Source organism: Candidatus Zixiibacteriota bacterium (assembly GCA_018820315.1).
Classification (GTDB): Bacteria; Zixibacteria; MSB-5A5; order JAABVY01; family JAHJOQ01; genus JAHJOQ01.
Map to the genome: position 1 here is coordinate 1 of JAHJOQ010000061.1, position 20,607 is coordinate 20,607.

16 protein-coding genes are annotated in these 20,607 nt (G+C 50.2%); 13 read left to right on the plus strand and 3 right to left on the minus strand.

Translation table 11 applies throughout. The annotated features are described in order from the left end of the window. The first annotated feature begins 166 nt into the window (after positions 1-166). The 10 genes from flgK to KKH67_05650 all read left to right on the plus strand — a co-directional run bounded on the left by flgK (position 167) and on the right by KKH67_05650 (position 12,338). Entirely contained in the window at positions 167-1,537 is a 1,371-nt protein-coding gene (flgK, locus tag KKH67_05605; protein MBU1318659.1) for a flagellar hook-associated protein FlgK, read from the plus strand. A gap of 18 nt (positions 1,538-1,555) precedes the next feature. Continuing rightward, complete coding sequence (gene csrA / locus KKH67_05610) at positions 1,556-1,882, plus strand: carbon storage regulator CsrA (protein ID MBU1318660.1); 327 nt, start codon at positions 1,556-1,558, stop codon at positions 1,880-1,882. Beyond that, on the plus strand, positions 1,882-2,061 hold the full coding sequence (locus tag KKH67_05615; GenBank protein MBU1318661.1) for a hypothetical protein: 180 nt from the start codon (positions 1,882-1,884) through the stop codon (positions 2,059-2,061). The genes csrA and KKH67_05615 overlap by 1 nt, the downstream gene beginning before the upstream one ends. A 6-nt stretch (positions 2,062-2,067) precedes the next feature. Beyond that, entirely contained in the window at positions 2,068-3,996 is a 1,929-nt protein-coding gene (gene flgL, locus KKH67_05620; GenBank protein MBU1318662.1) for a flagellar hook-associated protein FlgL, read from the plus strand. An 8-nt stretch (positions 3,997-4,004) separates the two neighbouring features. Continuing rightward, the gene (locus KKH67_05625) at positions 4,005-4,481 is read left to right on the plus strand and encodes a flagellar assembly protein FliW (GenBank protein MBU1318663.1); all 477 of its coding nucleotides are present in this window, start codon (positions 4,005-4,007) and stop codon (positions 4,479-4,481) included. Between the two features lie 68 nt (positions 4,482-4,549). Continuing rightward, positions 4,550-6,937 (plus strand): glycosyltransferase, encoded by a 2,388-nt coding sequence (locus tag KKH67_05630; protein ID MBU1318664.1) that lies wholly within the window; start codon positions 4,550-4,552, stop codon positions 6,935-6,937. 44 nt (positions 6,938-6,981) lie between these two features. Then, positions 6,982-7,959, plus strand: coding sequence for an NAD(P)-dependent oxidoreductase (locus KKH67_05635; protein ID MBU1318665.1), 978 nt, complete (start codon positions 6,982-6,984; stop codon positions 7,957-7,959). Beyond that, on the plus strand, positions 7,960-10,650 hold the full coding sequence (locus tag KKH67_05640; protein MBU1318666.1) for a tetratricopeptide repeat protein: 2,691 nt from the start codon (positions 7,960-7,962) through the stop codon (positions 10,648-10,650). A gap of 2 nt (positions 10,651-10,652) precedes the next feature. After that, a complete protein-coding gene (locus KKH67_05645; protein ID MBU1318667.1) occupies positions 10,653-11,531 on the plus strand; it encodes a hypothetical protein in 879 nt (292 codons plus the stop codon). 261 nt (positions 11,532-11,792) lie between these two features. Continuing rightward, positions 11,793-12,338, plus strand: a complete 546-nt coding sequence (locus KKH67_05650) for a hypothetical protein (protein MBU1318668.1) — start codon at positions 11,793-11,795, stop codon at positions 12,336-12,338. A gap of 495 nt (positions 12,339-12,833) precedes the next feature. Here KKH67_05650 and serC read toward each other — a convergent pair whose 3' ends face one another. Genes serC through KKH67_05665 form a run of 3 tightly spaced genes read right to left on the minus strand, consistent with a single transcriptional unit; the run spans position 12,834 to position 16,098 of the window. After that, positions 12,834-13,916, minus strand: coding sequence for a 3-phosphoserine/phosphohydroxythreonine transaminase (serC, locus tag KKH67_05655; protein MBU1318669.1), 1,083 nt, complete (start codon positions 13,914-13,916; stop codon positions 12,834-12,836). 16 nt (positions 13,917-13,932) lie between these two features. Then, the gene (locus tag KKH67_05660) at positions 13,933-14,811 is read right to left on the minus strand and encodes a hydroxyacid dehydrogenase (protein ID MBU1318670.1); all 879 of its coding nucleotides are present in this window, start codon (positions 14,809-14,811) and stop codon (positions 13,933-13,935) included. A gap of 36 nt (positions 14,812-14,847) precedes the next feature. Further along, entirely contained in the window at positions 14,848-16,098 is a 1,251-nt protein-coding gene (locus KKH67_05665) for a DUF1015 family protein (GenBank protein ID MBU1318671.1), read from the minus strand. 628 nt (positions 16,099-16,726) lie between these two features. Here KKH67_05665 and KKH67_05670 point away from each other — a divergent pair. The 3 genes from KKH67_05670 to fliD all read left to right on the plus strand — a co-directional run. After that, positions 16,727-18,913, plus strand: a complete 2,187-nt coding sequence (locus KKH67_05670; protein ID MBU1318672.1) for a hypothetical protein — start codon at positions 16,727-16,729, stop codon at positions 18,911-18,913. Between the two features lie 69 nt (positions 18,914-18,982). Then, on the plus strand, positions 18,983-19,381 hold the full coding sequence (locus KKH67_05675) for a flagellar protein FlaG (GenBank protein MBU1318673.1): 399 nt from the start codon (positions 18,983-18,985) through the stop codon (positions 19,379-19,381). Positions 19,382-19,432: 51 nt separating this feature from the next. Then, the coding region (gene fliD, locus KKH67_05680) for a flagellar filament capping protein FliD (GenBank protein MBU1318674.1) at positions 19,433-20,607 on the plus strand (1,175 nt) is incomplete at its 3' end.

Genomic DNA, 20,607 nt, shown 5'->3' on the forward strand with positions numbered 1-20,607 from the left:
CACATAGAGGGAACAGTCAGGCTGCTCGCATCGAGTGGTGTTGATGTTCCCACATATCGAGAAAGCACGAATGTCGCCAAACCGGCACAAAGCATAATGGTGAATCGGACTGTGTAACTGATCGGAAAGGATCTCGACTAGGATGTCGCTGTTTCAGGGATTGGAAATGGGCAAGAGAGCTCTGCTGGCACACCAGTTGTCGCTCAATACCGCCGGTCACAATATCTCTAACGTCAATACTCCCGGCTATACACGTCAAAGGGTTGTCACGACGAATGCATATCCTATGGACACGCCATTCGGTCAGATGGGAGTCGGCGTCGATGTCACCAGGATCGAGCACATAAGGGATCAGTTCCTCACCGATCGGTGGCGTAGCGAGAATCAGAATCTGAGTGGCTGGAGCGCCAAGGCAAGGGCATTTGTGCAACTCGAAGGATTCCTGAATGAACCGCAGGATATAAGCCTTGGAGGAATGCTGAATGATTTCTGGGCAGCATGGCAGGACCTGTCAACTAATCCCGAGGCGCCAGAGTCTCGCAACGCGGTACTGCAGCAGGCTCATGTCGTCACAAATGGATTCCACCAATTAGATAGTCAGCTGACCGATCTGACAAGATCCGTCGATGCTGATATTGCCAGCCGTGTAGACGAGATCAACAGCATCGCGGCGGGAATTGCGGGCCTCAACCAGCAGATAGCGACTGCAGAAATCGGTGGTGACAGCGCCAATGACTTACGCGACAGGCGCGACCATCTGATCGATAGTCTCTCGGAATATTCCAATGTCACAGCCCGCGAAGATGAGCGCGGTAGAGCAGTCGTCTATATCGGGGCAATGGCGATAGTGGACGGGTCCGACTCCATCGCATTGCAGACAAATATCGTAAGCGGAGATGAGGGCACCAGGACCACAATTACCTGGCAGCATTCCAAGATGGAAGTGGGGTTCTCTGGTGGTGAGATGGGCGCGCTGATTGAAATGCGAGATACCGTCCTGAAGAACTACAAAGATGAACTCGATAATTTGGCAAATGCCATTATAGACAAAGTAAATGAGGCGCATGTTGCTGGCTCCGGTTTGGACAGCGTTTCGGGACGTGTCTTCTTTGATCCGCTCGCCAGAGGCGCGGGTGGCATTTCCGTCAACAGGGAGATCGAAAGCGACATTACAAGAATAGCTGCATCGATGAGCGGAGAGGTTGGAGATGGATCTAACGCGCTTACGATTGCCGATGTGCTGAAGAATGACCGCATGATGAACAGCAATACAGCAACGATTGAAGAATATTATAACTCGATTGTCGGCACTGCAGGGATGCAGGTGCGTGAAGCCAACAATCAATCTGAAAACTATTCACTTCTGGTGCAACAAATCGAAAACTCTCGTCAATCGGTGCAGGGTGTATCTCTTGACGAAGAGATGGCAAATATGATCAAATTTCAGCATGCATACGAGGCGGCGGCGAGGGTGATAACTTTCATCGATAGCGCTCTGGACACGCTGATCAATGGCACCGGTGTGACCGGCAGATAAAACCAGAAAGGAAGAGCTGTGCTAATTCTGACAAGGAAGTTAGGAGAAAGCATCACGATCGGTGACAATATCAAGGTCACTGTCCTCGGCATTTACGGGAGGCAGGTAAGACTCGGAATTGAAGCACCCCTGAAAGTCGTTGTTCACCGTGAAGAGATCTACGTCAAGATTCAAAACGAGAACCGCAAGGCATCCGAGACAGTGAAAGAGGATTTGGGAAGCGTTGTCAGGCTTCTGCGAGACAAATTCAAGGATGAAATTGGATCGGGCAAGAAGAAGAAAACAGACATCAAATACAGGACTGACAAGAACGCAGACGAACATAACAAGAGGTCACCGGAGTAATGGGCATTTTCAGAAAAAAGTCAAAGAAGGATGATCCTCCACGGGATCGGCAGTCGCATGAACCGATGCAGCCCAAGAATCTCCAGGAGAAGTCGAAATACGGCCAAAGGTCCAAGATAGATGAGTCCATACTTCGCAATGGACCGGACAAAGGCTTCGTTTGGTATGAAGAGGGATAGAGACCCATGCGAGTCACCAATCAGATGATATCGGATCAGGTTGTTCGTAATCTGGGGCAGAACATCAACCGATTTATGAAGCTCGAGAATATGATGTCTACCGGGCGCAGGATCAACAATCCATCAGATGATCCTATTGGCACGGTGCGCGATCTAGGCTATCGTTCAAAAATAGCCCAGTATGATCAGTTTGCGAAGAACATCTCGCATGCAAAGACTTGGCTTTCTCACGTTGACCTGGCTTTATCCGAAATGAACGATCTGCTCATCTCTGCGAAGGAGATCGCCGTCAGTCTTGCCAATGACAGCTTCGATGCCAACGCGCGAGAAGCTGCAGCTAATGAGATTGAATCGATATTCGAACAGATCCTTCAGGCGGGAAACGCCAAGCTGGATAGCAGATACCTGTTCAGCGGTCAGAGAACACTACAGTCGTCATTCCGCGCGACCGGCGTCGGTGTCGTCTATGAAGGTGATTCCGGAAATATTAATGTAGAAGTCGAATCAGGTGCGCGTATTGCGATCAATCTGATCGGCTCAAGCCTTCTGACCAAAGCACTAAACTCGCTTGGGTCTGATGCTGATCTCAACGTGGGCGTGGAAGGCAACACACTGCTCTCCGATCTGCACGGCGGCAATGGTATTGACCTGTCGACCGGAATTTTCAATGTCACGGATGAGAATCTCGGCATCACCGTACCTGTCGATGTATCCGCATCGACAGATCTCGATGATGTCATAGCCTCCGTGAACGCACAACTCGCAGCCGGAGGCATTACCAATGTGACTGCCGAACTCGGCCCTGAAGGTAACAACCTGAAACTTATAGCGACCGACAGAGCGGAAATCAGTCTGGATACCTCTCTCGATAACATCAACAGTGGAACGGGAGTCGATCTGGACAGTGGAGTATTCGAAATTCATAACACCGATCATACTACTAGTGTCATGGTCAATGTCTCTTCGGCATCCACGATTGGAGAAGTGATTACTGAAATCAATTCGCAGCTAGCCGCTGCCGGGATTGCAAATGTAACGGCATCGCTTAATCCTGCCGGAACCGGCCTGCAAATTCAAGATGCGAATGCTGTCCCATTGGGTTTGAGCATCTCGGAAGCAGATTCCGTGAGCGGTACTGCTGGCGATCTGGGCATTGTCGGCGATATTAGCCCAAACCTCGTAGGATCTGATCTCAATCCGCGACCTGAATTCTCGATCACAGATACAGGCTCGGGAAGCACAGTCGCGCAGGATCTCGGCATTACTGGAAACATGAATTACGCACTTGTTGGAACTGATCTTGATCCGATTCTAATCCCTGATACATTGCTCTCTTCGCTCAATAATGGCCTAGGATTCGATCTAGGCGAAATCCAGATTTCTCAAGGTGACTCCACTACCATCATCGATCTTGGATCGTCCACGTTGACGACAGTCCAGGATGTAGTCGATGCAATTAACTCGAGCGGACTTGATATCACGGCAGCCATCAATTCAACCTCGAAGGGCATATCGATTACGAATAACGATGATACGAAGACTCTGATTGTCAAGGACATTGATGAGAGCAAAGCGGCGCATCAGCTTGGTATAGCTGGTTCACCAGACGTGATGGGAAGCCTTCTGGTACTGATCGATGCTTTGCGAGAAGATGACGCAGAGGTCGTCAGGTCTGTCATCGAGGGTGTTGACAGTGGCAGGGATGGTCTCCTGGATCACCGTGCGGCGGCAGGTGCAAGAGTGATCAGACTTGAGACGACGGAATTGAGATCGACGGAGTATCGGCTCAATTTCACTAAGCTTCTCTCGGAAACTGAAGATGCTGATATAACTAAACTGGTTGCTGATCTTGCGCAACAGGAATCGCTCTATACAGCGGCTCTGCAGGCGGCGTCGAAGATCATCCAGCCGTCACTACTCGATTTCATCAGATAGGATCATGTATGAAGATAGCGACGCTTAGATTTGGCGAACTGGATGTTCCGGAAGACAAGATGGTCGAGTTCCCAAAGGGGATATTGGGATTCGAACAGTTTCAGAAATATGTGATTCTCCAGAACGAGGATTCGGAGCCCTTTAAATGGATGCAATCGATTGAGGATCCGAATCTGGCGTTTGTTATAGCGAACCCTGCATTCTTCTTCCCGAACTACAAGATTGAGATGCACATCAGGGAACTGAATGAGATCAATGTCGCAGAAAGCAGCTGTGTTGAGACTTATGTGATCGTGACCATTCCGAAAGATATCTCTCAGATGTCGGCAAATTTGCAGGGTCCGTTGCTGATCAACACGGACGACAACCTCGGCAAGCAGGTGGTTTTCGTGAATAGCCGGTATACCATCCGGCACTTGATCATGGATGAACTGAAGAAGAAAAGCGGAAAGAACAAAACAGAGCCGCTCGCGCTGCAGATCTGACAAACATTGTCAGTTCCGTGCAAGCATAAATGCACTGGATTGTGGCTTCATCATTGGAAGAGGATGACATGGAAGCACAGAGAGCCGCATGGCTGAAGGCTAAGATTGCCGAATCTCCGGACGACTACTCCAATTATCTTGAGCTGGCTGACCTCCACATTATGGACGGACAATATCAATCAGCATATGATTGCATATCTGCGCTGGTCGTCAAACTCCCGGAATCAATTGATGTCCTCACAACAGCTGGGGCTTTAGCCGTCAAGCTGGAGAGATACAGCGAGGCATTAGAGTATCTTGAGCGGGCGTCACTGCTTGATCCAAATGACAAGAATATATATCACAATATAGGGCTATTGAACGCCACAATGCAGAGACTTCCAGAGGCTGAGATTGCGTTCAGGAGGGTCGTGGAGATTGATCCGGTGGAGGCCGATGGCTGGAACGATCTTGCGGTCGTGCTGGCTCACGAAGAAAAGATCAAGGATGCTAAGAAGACTTTCGAAATTGCACTTGGGAAGAATCCGAACTACGAGAAATCATACGAGAACTACATCGAATTTTGTATTTGCGAGAAAATGCGTGAGGATGGCCTCGCCGCCCTTGAGAAGCTGAGCGAGATAAGTCCGGAGCATAGCAATATTCCTTCCTGGAAGGACATGCTCGACAAATTTTCAGATACGGTCGTGACGAATGTCTCTTCAGGCGATTCCGCGCCATGTGTCAGCGGCCTCAAGATTGCATTTTTCGCAACGCAGGATTCATTTGCTGACGGCATACTGGCTCACCTTGCAGCCGGGAACGAAATCAAGAGATTCTCAAGTGATTCTGTTCAGCAGATGGCAGAACTGATGCAATGGGCTGATCTGGCATGGTTCGAGTGGTGCGATCAACTGCTAATCCAGGCCACTAAGCTTCACAAGACATGCAAGATAATCTGCCGCCTGCATTCGTATGAGGCGTTTACTCAGATGCCAGCGGAAGTCGACTGGACCAAAATTGATCGACTGATTCTGGTCAATCAGAATGTGGCGGATGTGCTAAACGAATTCCACAATATCGTCGTAAAGAAAGAGATTATCCACAATGGAGTGGATCTGAACAAGTTCACGATTCCGAACGGCAAGACTTTTGGGAAGAAGATTTGCTCGCTTGGCTACATCAATTATAAGAAGAATCCCGGTCTGTTGTTGTATTGTTTCAAGGCCATTCATGACTACGACCCGGAATTTGAATTCTTCATCGCGGGCCGACATCAGGATCCAAGGATCAAAATCTATTTCGATCACATGATCAAAAGGCTCGACCTGCCGATTCATTTGCAGGACTGGGTCGAGGATGTCCCGGCGTATCTCAAAGATAAAGATTTCGTGATTTCCACGTCGCTGTTTGAATCGTTTCACTACTCGATCGCTGAGGGCATGGCTTCCGGTCTGCTGCCACTGGTGCATGCGTGGCCGGGTGCTGAAAATGTCTATCCGGAAGAATACTTGTTCAATACGCCGGATGAATGCGTAACATTGTTGGATCGTCTGATGAAATCAGACCGCAAGACACTGGTCACAGCCATTCGCGAATACATTAGCAACAATTTCTCGCAAAGGAAACAAATCGTCAAGTTCGAACGATTGATTGCTGATCTTGACCGGCAGTCTGAAACGGCGACCAATGCACCGCTTGTCCCCGCGACAGTCACAAAAAGCGAAGTTGATTACGGAAAAGTGTCGATTATCATTCCTACCTATAACAGGGCAGAGTATCTCGAAGAAGCTATCGAATCAGCCCTCAATCAGACATATCAGAACTGTGAGATCATCGTTTGCGATGATGCCTCGACGGATGACACGGCGGCTGTTCTGAAGAAGTTCGAAAACAGCATTACGGTGCTCAAGCACCAAACTAACCGTGGTGTTTCTGCGGCTCTCAATACTTGTATCCGTTCATCTGATGGCGAATATATCTCGTGGCTCTCATCCGATGATGTCTATATGCCGGAAAAGGTGCAGACGGAGATTGAATTCCTGCATCAAAACCCAGGAATCGGCATGGTCTATTCGGATTTCTTCTACATCGATAGATTCTCCAACCGTGGACAGAGGGCCAAAGTCCAGCCGCTGACCGAGGGGAACGAACGGACGGAGTTGTTTGAGCGAAACCCGATCAATGGATGCTCGGTGATGTTCCGGAAACAGTGCCTCAACGAGACCGGCTGCTTCGACGAAGAGCTTGGTGGGCGCGCCGGTTACACCGCCGATGGTGCTATGTGGCATAAGATGGTGCACTTCCACAGGATTAGATTCCTTGACAAACCACTCTTGTACTATCGGGTTCATGGGGACAATGTAGCGAATCGCATGGATACGAGAAAGGCATGGAGCGAATACAGAGAATATATGAAGAAATGGTTTACCGAGCAGGATGCGATCGAGCGGCAAACAGAAACGGTTGTTCGCTGACGAACCGACATAGTTAACAAGCAGACGCAGGCAAGGAGATATGGATGGCGAAGATATTGGTTACAGGAAGTAAGGGAACTCTCGGACAACCGCTCGTAGCTGAACTGCAGGCGCGCGGGCATGAAGTATGGGGAGTAGATCTGCAACACCAGGCAGACGACAACTACATAAGAGCGGACGTATCCAATTACCGTCAGCTTGAGCGCGTGTTCGATCAAAATTACGACTATGTCTACCATCTGGCGGCAGAATTCGGTCGCATAAATGGTGAGGAGTACTATGACACACTTTGGGAAAGCAATGTCATAGGGACCCGCAACATACTGGAATGGCAGAAGAAGAAAGGCTTCAAACTGATATTCGCCTCATCTTCCGAGATATACGGTGATAAGCATGCGGATATTCTGAGTGAAGACATCCCTCTCAATCATTCGATTATACAGCATAACGACTATGCTACAACCAAGTGGGTGAACGAAATTCAGATCATGAATTTCGAACGCCGATACGAAGTCCCGGTGGTCAGGCTGAGGTTTTTCAACGCCTATGGCCCCGGTGAATTCTATCACCACTATCGCTCGGTTGTATGCCTTTTCTGCTATCGTGCGCTGAAGGGGATACCGTATCAGGTCTTTCTCGGTTATCACAGAGTATTCATGTATATCGATGACTTCATCCCAACGCTGGCATCAGTCTGCGAGAATTTCAAAGCTGGTGAAGTCTACAATATAGGCGGCACTGAATTCAGAAGCGTGCGTGAGCTGTCGGATCTGATCCTGCAGTACACTGGTGCGCCGAGCAGTCTTGTAGAGTATCTGCCCGAGGACAAGCACAATGTTATGAACAAGAAACCCGATATTTCGAAGGCGAGCGAAGCGTTTGGGCACGACCCGCGCATTCCGCTGGAAGTTGGAGTCCCGAGGACAATTGAATGGATGAAGCAGATGTACAGGCTGGGAAGTCCTGTATTGGCAAACAGGAGTCCTAATCGGATTCTGCGCGTGCCGATGAATGTAGGCTAGATGAAAGATGAACTGATGGGCAATACAAAGAAGAAGCAAAGAAAGACGACTCGCAGAAAGAAGACAGAGTCTCCGCGCAATCGCAAGAGCGCTGAAATAGGTCCCAATACGGCTTATTCCGAAATCATCGACAAGGCTCAGATGTCTCTTGATCGGGGTGAGTTTGCCTCTGCTGAGACGAATGCGGAGAGTCTTTTGACAAAAGAGGTCCGTGATACCGCCCAGAGTGCATATGTCTTCGCACTGAGACTCGCAGCGTTTGCTGCAGCGAATCAACACAAGTTCGAGCTGGCGAAGAATCGATCAATGGAAGCTCTGCGCTTTGACAACGAGATGCTGGACTTCCACTACCTGTTGTCGTATGTCTGCGGCGAACTGGATGAACACGAGTTGGTCGTTGTCTATGCTCAACGTTACCTCGATATTCATCACAATATTGAGTCGGGAAAACATCAGGAACTGCCATTCGCAGGTACTTATGATTCTATTCACGAGGTCCTGAACGGCATCGCTGTCAGTCTCCGTGAGCAACGAAAACTGCAGGAGGCCATCAAATATTTCGAGCAGGCGATTCAGATCAAACCGCAATTCGCCGTGGCTTACATCAATCTCGCCAGACTCGCTGATCAGCAAGGCCAGCGCGATGATGCTCTGAGAATCATCGATAAGGGAATCGTAGCCTGTCCCGGAGTTGGCGAACTAAAGATGCTCCGCGATTCGATATCGGCATCCAGACCTTCAGTGTCTCTTTGCATGATTGTCAAGAATGAGGAGAAGATGCTCCCGAGAGCTCTTAAGAGTGTGCAGGGAGTCGTTGATGAGATCGTGGTTGTCGACACGGGATCGACGGACAAGACGGTAGAGATTGCAGAATCTTTCGGTGCAAAAGTGTTCCACCATGAGTGGGAGCGTGACTTCTCAAAAGCACGCAATCAATCGCTGAGCTATGCAAGCAGGGAGTGGATATTTATTCTGGATGCAGACGAAGAGTTGGTGCGAGATGACATACCGCTCTTAAAGGAAATGCTGCAACAAAAGGGCAACGATCTTATCTCGGTTTCTGTGTTCAATGTCAGCGACGATGAAGGCCATGCATCATTCCTTCCCTCGATAAGGTTCTTCCGTCGGTCGGTCGGAGCCTATTACGATGGCATCGTGCACAATCAGCTCAAGTTCGACGAGAAACAGTATGTTGTGTTACGAGGCGGAGTCAAGATCAAGCATTATGGCTATGGATTGTCGCAAGAGGAGATGAAGAAGAAAGTGCGGCGATCTCGTGAATTGCTGATTAAGCAGCTTGAAGATGAGCCGAACGATCCTTTTGCCAACATGAATCTGGCACAGTTGTATCGAGGGGAAAGCGCAACTCCGTCGGCAGAGCAGTGTGACAAAATCATCTTGCATGCGCAGCGCGTGATCGACAATACCGATCCCTCGTCTGCTGATCGCGGCCACCTGCACTTGATGGCATTGCACCAATTAGCGTCTGCCTACTTCTTCAAGGCAGAATATGATACAGCTCGAGAACAGTGCCTGAAGGCTCTCGAGTACAAGGCCGATTACCTCGATCCGATCATCACTCTCGGATACATCTGCTCGCAGACCGGCAAATGGTCTGAGGCAAGGCAATGGTATGAGAGTTATCTTCGCGCAAGAAGAGAATTCAAGGATGCTAATGAGACCCAGTCAATTATCCTGCTCAATTATAAGAGTGAACAGAATGCTCTGTACGGAATAGCCGAGGCCTACGAATGCGAGGGGAATACCGACGAGGCAATTCTCTGGTACGAGAAAGTCCAGAAGGTTCGTGAATGCTACCTGACCTCCTGCCTCCGCTTGGCACAGCTATATTTCAACAAAGAGGATTACGTTAGCGCGATAAAGTGCGCAACGCGTCACCTCAAGGAGAATCAGAGCGCGTGGCCGGCGCATTTCATTCTCGGTGAAAGCTGCAGGATTGTCGGCAGAACTGCAGAAGCTGAGCAGCACTTGGCGGCTGCGGTAGAGATGTGCGAGGATAGTCGTGACATCCTCCACGCTTTGCTCAAACTCTATTTCTACACTGATAGGTTGGCGGAGGCTAATTCAATCGTGGATCGCCTGCTGTCGAAGTTCCCTGATTTCACATATCCCGCTTGCCTCATGGGGGATGTCAAGTATGCTGTGGGCGAGTATGCTGCGGCCATCGAACGGTACGAGAAATGCGGTGACGCAGGAGAACGTGACGCTCAGACCTGGAACAATCTCGGAAACTCATACTTCAGACTGGAGCAATTTGCAAAGGCAGAACAATGCTACAGGCGAGCTCTTGCGATTGCCCCCGAAATGGCGCACGCAAATAGAAACCTCGGTGTGAGTTTGGCGAAGTCAGGAAGAACCGGAGAGGCTGCAGAAGTTCTCTCATCATTTCTTGAACTCGCGCCCGATGATTTTGCGGTCGCGCACCTTCTCGGAGATATCATGTTCGAGAAAGGGGAATTCGACAGCGCGCTGAAGATGTACGAGCTGTGCGTTACACTTGCTCCGAGTTCATTCGTGGTCATTACGAAACTGGCCGATATATACAGCAAGCAGGGGTTCATCGACTCGGCTAGACTTGGATACCATCAGGCGCTGCAGATCAATCCCAACTACGATCCTGCAAGAAAAAGTTTGGAAGCTCTGGAGGGAGAGACTGCGAGGAGTACCTGATTATGATGGTCACTCGGAACATCGCTCTTATGGTTCTGTCTGTGTTGGCGCTGGCGCACTGCAGTACTGCACAAAACAGGATCGTTGTCGTAACTGACTCGCTCTCTGGGATCTTGCCGCCAGATGATTTGCTGACAGAGTTATTCGGACAGACTTTCAATCGGTATGAATTCTATGATTATGTGCCGGATCCTCTCGATGTGTATGAGTATTCCTGCCTCATCTTGACTTCACGGAATGCAGCAATTGCTTGCACCATCGAAAATATCGATCGGTTCATACGATCTGGTGGTGGCTTGATTTGTGGCGGCGGCATTCCCTACTATCTGGTAACCACTGACAGTATTGTACCCATAAGAGATTGGTTTGACTGCGAAGGGTACCTCAACGGATCGGGCAAGATGTTTACGGCAGACGGCGGGATGGATTTCGGCTTGTCGACCGGCGAATTGATCGACAACACTCCCTGCGGGCTCGGATTCGGCGGACATCAAGGTCCCGGAACTAGAACTGAAGTGCTTGCAAACTGGACCTGCAATGGAGAATTTTCATCGATCGCCGCATTGTCCGCCCGTTACGGCGCCGGTCGCGCCACCTATCTATCGAGGATAACCTCCAGCGAGCCTCTGAGGCAGCTATTTGTGACTTCGATTGGCAAATCCCTCGAATACGTGTGGGGAGATGCGAATAACTCCGGTGAGGTAGATATTGATGATGTCGTGTTTCTAGTCGATTACATTTTCAGTGATGGTTCACCACCGGAGGTCTGGAACGCTGCCGATCCTTCCGGGGATGGGTTGCTTGATATAGACGATGTTATCTCAGTGGTTGGATGGGTCTTTCTCGGCGAGAAGAAGCTTAGAGCCGGAAGAATAGACTAGCCTACAAGTCTGGAAGCACCCCACGGCGGAGAGTTGCGACGAAAATTTGTTGCACAACGCGATTAGCTCACCATATATTACTATTACAAGCATAGCACCGGCCGTCAACAAACCGTATTCTCATTTACTTTGAACATTATGCGGCTTGATGCGTCAATTAATATGCAGGCTTGCGATTGTGTAAATGGGATGGGCTGCCGAAGTATATGTGGACATGTGGCAGGTTACATGAGAGTTCAGCTCACACACGGGGAGGCTACAATGTTGAGATCTAGATCTTTTCAGTCTGGAACATTTGCAGTTGTCTATGCGCTTTTGATTATACTGAGCGGCTGCAGCGGGGATAAGTCGACACCGCCGGATGCAGAGGGCGACGGGCCAACGGGCACTCTGGTGGCAGTCAGCGGCTGCGGAGGCTTTCAGCTTTCAGCGGATTCCGACACCGTCAGCGCTGATCAGAGCTGCATTGAGTATAGCTATGATGCGGATAGCATTCTACGGTTGACGCACAGGAATGCAGGCTTCAATTGTTGTTCGGAGTTATCGGCAGAGATCACTGTCGAAGAGGGTGTCATCACGATTTTGGAGATTGAATCTCTTGTCGGTGGGGGGTGTCATTGCCTATGCCTTTATGACATGGAATTCGAGATTGCTGGTCTCACTCCGGGTGACTACGACGTCACTGTCATAGAGCCATACTGGCAGGGAAACACTGAGACGCTCGAGTTTGCTGTCAACTTGGCCAGCCAACCTTCCGGAACGTATTGTGTAAACAGAGATACCTATCCATGGGGTGTCCTTGGGTGACCAGAGGGGAGATTCGTCGGAACAAGCAGGTGCAAATCGCATGGGCTCACATTTGGCCAGGACACTATCCCCAGCGACATGAGTTGTTTGGAGTATGAGGTTGTCAATGATACGCTTCTTCATTTGACTCATCTAAACGCCGAGTTTAACTGCTGTTCTGAAGCCCGGTCCAACATAATGTTCAATGGGAGGACAATATTCATACAGGAGACGGAGTATCTGCCTGGATATCCGTGCTTGTGCAACTGTCTCATTGACCTGGAGTTCGAAATAGTGCGACTGGTTCCCGGCACGTATACGATAATAGTGACGGAGCCTCACAGACGTCCTAGCGAAGAAGTACTCTCCTGCACGATAGACCTCATAAGTCAACCGGACGGAATCTGCTGCGTCGAAAGGATTCGGTGATACCGGAACTGATCTAGCCTCTTATAAATTAGAAACCCCGGCAGAGTCTAATGCCGGGGTTCAAAGCGCAGAGTTTAGAAGTAATCTCTACGGATTCGATTTCTTGAAATCATCCATGAATGCGACCAGCCGCTCGATTCCGGCGAGTGTCATCGCGTTGTACATCGAAGCTCTGATTCCGCCAACTGATCGGTGCCCTTTGAGGCCGACCAATCCGGCAGCCTTAGCCTCAGCAATGAACTTCTTCTCAAGGTCTTCGTCCCGCATTCTCATGGTGACATTCATCCATGAGCGACTCTCGACCTCAGTTGTGCCCTTGAAGTAACCACCTGAGTTATCGATCGCACCATAGAGCGTTTTCTGCTTTTGGTCGTTGACCTTCTCGACTGCAGTAAGGCCGCCCTGTTTCTTGATCCATCTCAGCACCAGCATTACCATATAGATGCCGTACGCTGGCGGAGTATTGAAAAGAGAGTCTTTTTCGATGTATGTAGCATACGAGAGCATTGCATTGAGTCCTTCTTTCGCACGGGCGGCAAGATCCTTGTGCATGATAACCAGTGTCACTCCGGCAGGACCGAGATTCTTCTGAGCGCCTGCGTAGATCATCTGAAACATGTCAAATGGCAATGTGCGAGAGAATATATCAGATGACATGTCACAGATCAGCGGAACATTCCCGGTATCCGGGAATCTGTGCCATTGGGTTCCGAAGATTGTGTTGTTGGATGTCATGTGGACATAACAGGCGTCAGGGCTGAGATTCAGCGACTGCGGCAGATAGGTGAAGTTCTTATCATCGCTGCTGCCAGCCAGATTCACATTACCGATAATCTTTGCTTCTTTGATGGCCTTCTTCGACCAGACGCCGGTATTGACATAATCAGCAGACTTGCCGTCTTTCAGGAAATTAAGCGGAATAGTGGCGAATTGCATGCTGGCTCCGCCGCCCATGAAGAGTATGTGATAATCCTCGGATAGACCGGCCAATTCTCTGATAAGAGCTTTCGTCTCGGCAAGGATTTCAGCAAATTCAGGGGAGCGGTGACTGGTCTCGAGAATGGACATCCCGGTGCCCTTATAGTCGAGTAGCTCCGCTTGCATCTCCTCTAGAACAGGCAGCGGCAGCGTGGATGGTCCCGGATTGAAATTATATATACGTTTGGTCATTGCAGACTCCTTTCGGCTATTTACCCTTTACAAATTCACCGATCAATCGATCGACAACCTCGCCAATGCGAAGAAGGTTCTCTTTGGTCGATGCTCCGATGTGGGGAAGACATACCGTATTCGGTGCGCCGGTGAGAGGTGTACTCTCTGGAGGATCGCTGTACCAGACATCTGTTGCGTATCCTTTGATCTTGCCGGAGACCAGGGCTGCCGCGACGTCCTCCTCGATAACACATTTTCCGCGACCGGTATTTACGATGTATACACCGTCTTTCATTTTCGCGATGAGGCTCTTGTTCACTATCCCCTTGGTCTCATCTGTCAGCGGAGCATGCAGAGAGATATAATCACACTTGCTGATGAACTGATCAATGTCGCCGATCATCTCCGCAAACGCATGCTCTCTTACGAACGGATCAAACGCGACTACGGTCATGCCGAAAGCCTTCGCTCTCTTCGCGACCTCAGTCCCGATGTTGCCGACACCCAGTAATCCAAGAGTTTTGCCGTAAAGCTCGGTGCGTTTGAGCTCTTTCTTGATCCACTCACCTTTCTTCATGGAAGTGTCGCCAGCGACAACATGGTTCGGTAGGGCAAGCATAAGAGTAAATGCGAGTTCAGCGACTGCGATAGCCGAGGCCTCTGCCGTATTACTGACAATGATACCTTTTTCCTTGGCATACGGACGATCGATATTGTCGAGTCCGACTCCGCCTCGGATGATCATCTTCAGCTTCGGTGCAGCGTCGATGTACTCTTTTGTGCATTTCGTCTTGCTACGGACGAGCACGATGTCGCAATCTCCGACCTGTCCCTTGTCGTCAGTCACCTCTCCATATTTGGAGAGCTTCTGTGGCAGTGACGGATCGAAGGCGTCAGATATCAGGATTTTCATAATAATTGCTCCTTCTTCGCTATGGGTCTGTGTTTCCTATTCAATTGAGTGAACCACCATGCCGCTGCGCAGCTTGGGCTCGAACCAGGTAGATTTCGGCGGCATGACTTTGTCTGCATCAGCAACTGTGAGCAGTTGCTCGACACTGGTTGGATGAAGGGCGAATGCTATTTTCCATTTGCCTGAGTTGACGAGCTTTTCCAGTTCGGCAAGCCCTCGGATCCCACCAACGAAATCGATCCTGGGGTCGGTTCTCGGATTCTCTATGCCCAGGAGAGGCTGCAAAACCGCCTTTGACAGAACCTGAATATCGAGGGATTCAACCGGATCGTCGGGATTGATCAGCTCCGGGCGGGCTGTCAGGCGATACCACACTCTGTCCACATACATGCCGTAATCGTAAGGTTTCGTAGGCTCTGCATCAGCTCTGGATGAGACCTGTTCCACTTCGAAACGCTCATGAATTCTCACCATGAACTGTTCGACCCGCATATCATTCAAGTCTGCGACCACTCTATTGTAGGCCATTATCTGCAAGTGGTCATCTGGGAAGATTACGGTCAGGAAGTAGTTGAATTCCTCATCACCTGTGAAGTCGGGATTTATCGCACGCATCTCTTCAGCTGCCCGCGCCGCCGCCGCTGACCTGTGATGCCCGTCAGCGATGTAAATCTCTTTGAAACGAGCAAAAGCAGAAGTGAATCTGTCGCACAGCTTACTATCGCAAACCGGCCACAGGGTATGTGCCACTCCGTCATCAGCGGTGAAGCTGATCTCGGGGGGTGCTGCTGCCACGATCTGCTGAAAGACATCCGAGAGTTCCTGATCACGTCTGAAGACGCAGAACACAGGTCCAGCCTGGACTTTCGACGTGAGGATGTGTCTGGTTCTGTCATCCTCTTTTGCCTGCCGTGTGAATTCGTGCTTCTTGATCTTATTGTCGTTGTAGTTATCCACCGACGCCACGGCAACCAGTCCAGTCTGAATATGATCGCCCATCTGAATCTGGTAAATGTAGTAACACTCCGTGTCATCCTGTTTGAGGACACCGTCCCGACGCAACTTAGTGAGATTCTCGGCTGCCTTTGCATAAACCGCATCACTATACGGATCAGTTTCGACCGGCAAATCAATCTCCGGCTTAACTACGTGCAAGAATGAGTGCGGATTAGTCTTAGCCATTTCCCGCGCCTCGTCTGCGCTGAGAACATCATATGGAGGGGAGGCGACTCTGGATGCAAACTCTGGTGTCGGTCTCAGTCCCTTAAACGGCTTTATTCTAACCATGTCGGAATCTCCTGTCCGCTTACCTCCACAATTGTGGATATTGTCACAAAATTCACAAAAACCATGGCTAATGTACGAACAAATTCGATCCCGTCAACCGAATTCGGACTCTTCGGATGTGGAGCAGAAGTTCGCCTAACTCGAGTGATGACATCTGCTGATCGAACTCCGTGCGTTCCCGAACCAGCGTTCAAAGATCCAGCAGAGGCAAATCAGTGAAGATCCCGGAGAAACCGCTCTATGTCCACTTGGTTCCGTCACCAGGGTAGGCCTGAACAACGGGCTAAATTAGCTACTGACAAGGTAAAGAATCGGCTCGTACCGGTCGAAAAGGATACTATAACGGCATTCCAGATGCCACCGACACAATAGATAAAAAAATAGGCCAAAAGCCGAATAAACACGCGGAAAGCACCGACTTAATTGTCTCTTTTAAAAGCTGAAGAGAAGAAAGGCAGGTGAATTATTTAGAGCCGGCAAACCGGGGCTCGTGCACTAACCGGTTTGAAGGTCAAGAACGCTCGGACCTTGGCAGACATCGGATGTGGCTGAACTTGGAGAGCAAACCAAGTACAACAACGCTTAGTCGACAAGGACGCTCGACAAGGAAATTCAAGGAGGATTCGTAATGTCCTTACGTATCAACCACAACATCGCTGCCTTAGACGCACATCGTAACCTGACGGCGACGACGCGTCAGCTGAGTAGCTCAATGGAGAAGTTGTCATCCGGTTACAGGATTAACCGTGCGGCAGATGATCCGGCAGGGCTTGTTATCTCTGAGCAGTTCAGAGCGCAGATCGCAGGTCTCAACCGTGCGATTTCGAACTCTGAGGGATCAATCAACATGATCCAAACGGCTGAGGGAGCTCTCAACGAAATGAACAACCTGTTGGTTTCGATGAGAGAACTGGCCATTCACGCCGCTAACGAAGGTTTCAACGATGTGAATCAGTTAGCTGCTGACCAGGCCGAAATTCAGAATTCCGTTGCGACCATCGATCGTATTGCTTCCAATACCCAGTTCGGTACAAAGAAGCTGCTCGATGGCACCAAGGACAACATCGCGACGATCACGACTGCGAACTCGTCCAACGTGACAATAGTAGAGAGTGGCCTGTCAACTGGCACTCACTCGATCACTGCCACGAAGGTCTCGGACGCGACAGCATCACTGAACACTACGTCCCTTGGTATTTCTCTGAACAGCACCGGAACACCGACTGAACTCACCGATGGCATTCACAACATCGATGTGCTTCAAGCCTCTTCGGGTGCCACCAAGTACTCGAGTTCAGTGAACATTTCCGACGCCTTCGGTAATGGTATGACACTGGGCGATGCCGCATCGTTGGCGACAATAGCCTCTGCGGCTACTTTTGCACAGGCAACCACGACCAACGCCGGCAATTACACAGTCGTTCTCAACTACCAGGAGAACGGTGAAGCGGTTACCGGCGACCAGACTCTGACCGTATCGATTGCTTCCGGCGATTCGGTTGCGACACAGCTCCAGAAGTGGAACACTGCGATTGCCAACAACACACAGTTGGCCGGTAAGATTGCAGCCGCGACGCTTCAGGCCGGTGGTGCCAAACTTGAGTTCAGGGCTGTGAATGAAGGCGCGCAGTACAGTCTTAAGCTGACCTCATCCTCGTCGACCGCTACCGCTGCGATCGTGGACATGGGCGCCTCCCGCTCTGCTCGCGGCGTGAGCAAGGATATCGTTCAGTTCACTGTCAACACCGTAAAGAACAACTCGGCAACCAAGTCGGTGGAGATCGTCACCGGCGCCAGCAACAAGACCTATACGTCGATGAGCACGCTCATCACCGATATGCAGACACAGCTCAAGGCTGCTGCTGCGTTTGGTACCGTCTCGGGAACTCTCGGTGATGTTGATGTGGCGTTGCATGGTACCGATAGGCTGAAGTTCTTCACATACGATGAAGGCTCCACTTACAGTATCAAGCTGGTATCCAATGGTACCGGACATGGAGAGGCCGAGAACGTGCTTGGTCTGGCCGCGGATTCGACAGCTATTACCGGTACCGACGCGTTGGTCTCGTTCGACAATTACACGAATACAATCAGCAGCGTCAAGTATGCATCCACCTCAGATTTCACGCTGTACAACAAGACGGAAGGTACGACCGGAAGAGGTTCGGTCAACATTACCGCCAATACCGCTCTCAACGGAATCAATCTCGGCAATCTGCTGCTCGACGTGAGTGCAGCGAGATTTGATGTCCGTCTGGATGCAGGTCCGGCGACATCGGTGACCGCGGGTACCGATGCTATAATCTACAATGCCGATCGCACAGAATCAATGAAGGTCAGGTATGGGCTCTCCTCTGAGGGTGGATCAGAGACCATCAACAATATCGATCAATCTCTCGTCTTCCAGATCGGTGGAAACGTCGGTCAGACAGCGCGCATAGCGCTTGCAAACATGGCAGCTTCGGCTCTCGGCAAGAATCTGGCCGGAAACATGTTCCTCAATCTGTCTGAAGTCGATGTAACGACAGTCGCTGGAGCGCAGGACGCTCAGCGCGTAATTGATGCCGCTATCGATGAGGTGTCAACATCGAGAGGTACACTCGGTTCGTTCCAGAAGAACACTCTGGAATCGAATCTGGCGAACCTCAGGATTGCATCCCAGAACCTGACCGCTTCTGAATCGAGCATTCGTGACACTGATATGGCGAAGGAAATGACGAACTTCGTCAAGAATCAGATCCTGTTGCAGGCCGGTGTGGCCATGCTCGCTCAGGGCAACCAGGTTCCGCAGGTTGTTTTGTCGCTCTTCGGCTAATTCAGCCGTTTGGAATATCCCACGGGAGGTTGGTAATCCAACCTCCCTCTCATAGACAAGGGGATTAAGATGGATCCGAATAATGATGTTTCATTGAGCACTGCGAAGCCATTTGGGCTACCGGTGTTCGCGGATGCTCTTAAGTCGCCCATGTTGGACGAAGCTGAAGGATTGGGAGCGGTAGCGAGGGGCACCAAGGAGCTAAGCCTCTCCGAAAAGGGTGATGAGCAGACGGAGCCTGCGACCAATGAGTCGATAAGGTCGCTCATAGAAGATGCCAATGTCACATTGCGGCAGCGACACACTGCGTTGAGCTTTCGGATAGATGACGGAACCGACAGCTTGGTTGTACAGGTGGTCGAGACGGAATCCGGAGATGTCATAAAGCAGATTCCGACTGACGAGATACTGGCAATGCGGCAGCGGTTACAGGAAACCATAGGTGTTCTACTGGACACCAGAGGTTAGAATGCGTAATCGGGGAAGGCACCTGTCTTCCCCGACAAAAAGGATTTCAAAATGCCCGGTTTTAATTCCATTGATGGAATTGCCTCCAATCTGAACACAACAGAGATTGTCGAAGCAATAATAAATTCCGAACGCGGTCACATAAGGCTTATGGAAGAGCAACAGTCCAGCCGTACTGACCAAATGACCGTCTATAATTCGGTCTCTGCACTATTAATTGGTCTTAAGACGAAAGCTGCGCAATTAGCTCAGCCAGCAACTTTTGACAAAACGAAAATCAGCATATCGGATGATTCCTATATCTCTGCAGCAGTATCAAGCAAAGTTGCTACAGGCTCATATCGACTGTCCATCCAGCAGCTGGCAAGAAACCACCAGGTCGCAAGTCAGGGATTCGCCGATTCAGGTTCCACAAGTATAGGCACAGGGACATTCAAAATCCAGAGAGGTGATAGCTCTGCTACGACGATCATTATAGATTCCACGAACGACACACTTGAAGGGCTCAGGCAGGCGATCAACGCCTCAGGCGCCGGTGTGACCGCATCTATAATCAACGATGGCTCCGAGAACGATCCGTACAGGCTGCTTCTCACATCGGATAAGACGGGATTGAGTGGTCGTATATCTGTCACCAACCAGCTCAGTGGTGGCGAGTCACCGGACTTTTCCGGCTCCAGTTTCGATATTCCCGAGACTCTCTCCTGGTCGGCTGCTGCGACATCTTCTGTATCACTCGGCTCCAGTGCAAGTTATTCCGGTTCGGCAAACAAACAGTATACGTTCACTGTCGCGGGAACCGGCATTCAGACAGTAGGCTCCGGTGATTTACTGATCGACTGGACCGACGGCACAAATTCCGGCACGATTACTGTCTCAGCCGCTGCCACCGAAGTAACTTTGGAGGGCGTCGGAAGTGACGGACTGACAGTCAGTTTTGCAGCTGGGGATCTTGTCGGTGGCGATACATTCCAGGTTCAGGCGTTCAGCCCGATCGTTCAGGAAGCGATGGATGCCAAGGTCTCACTGGGAACATCCAGTACAACCGGATCGCCCATAGTAATTACATCAGCAACCAATACTATTGAAGGTCTGATCGGCGGAGTTACTCTGAACCTCAAGAAAATCACCGATGCAAACACACCGGAAATTACAATAACAACCGAGCAGGATTCCGCTGGAATCCGAAGCTCCATAGAAGACTTCATAAAACAATACAATGGTGC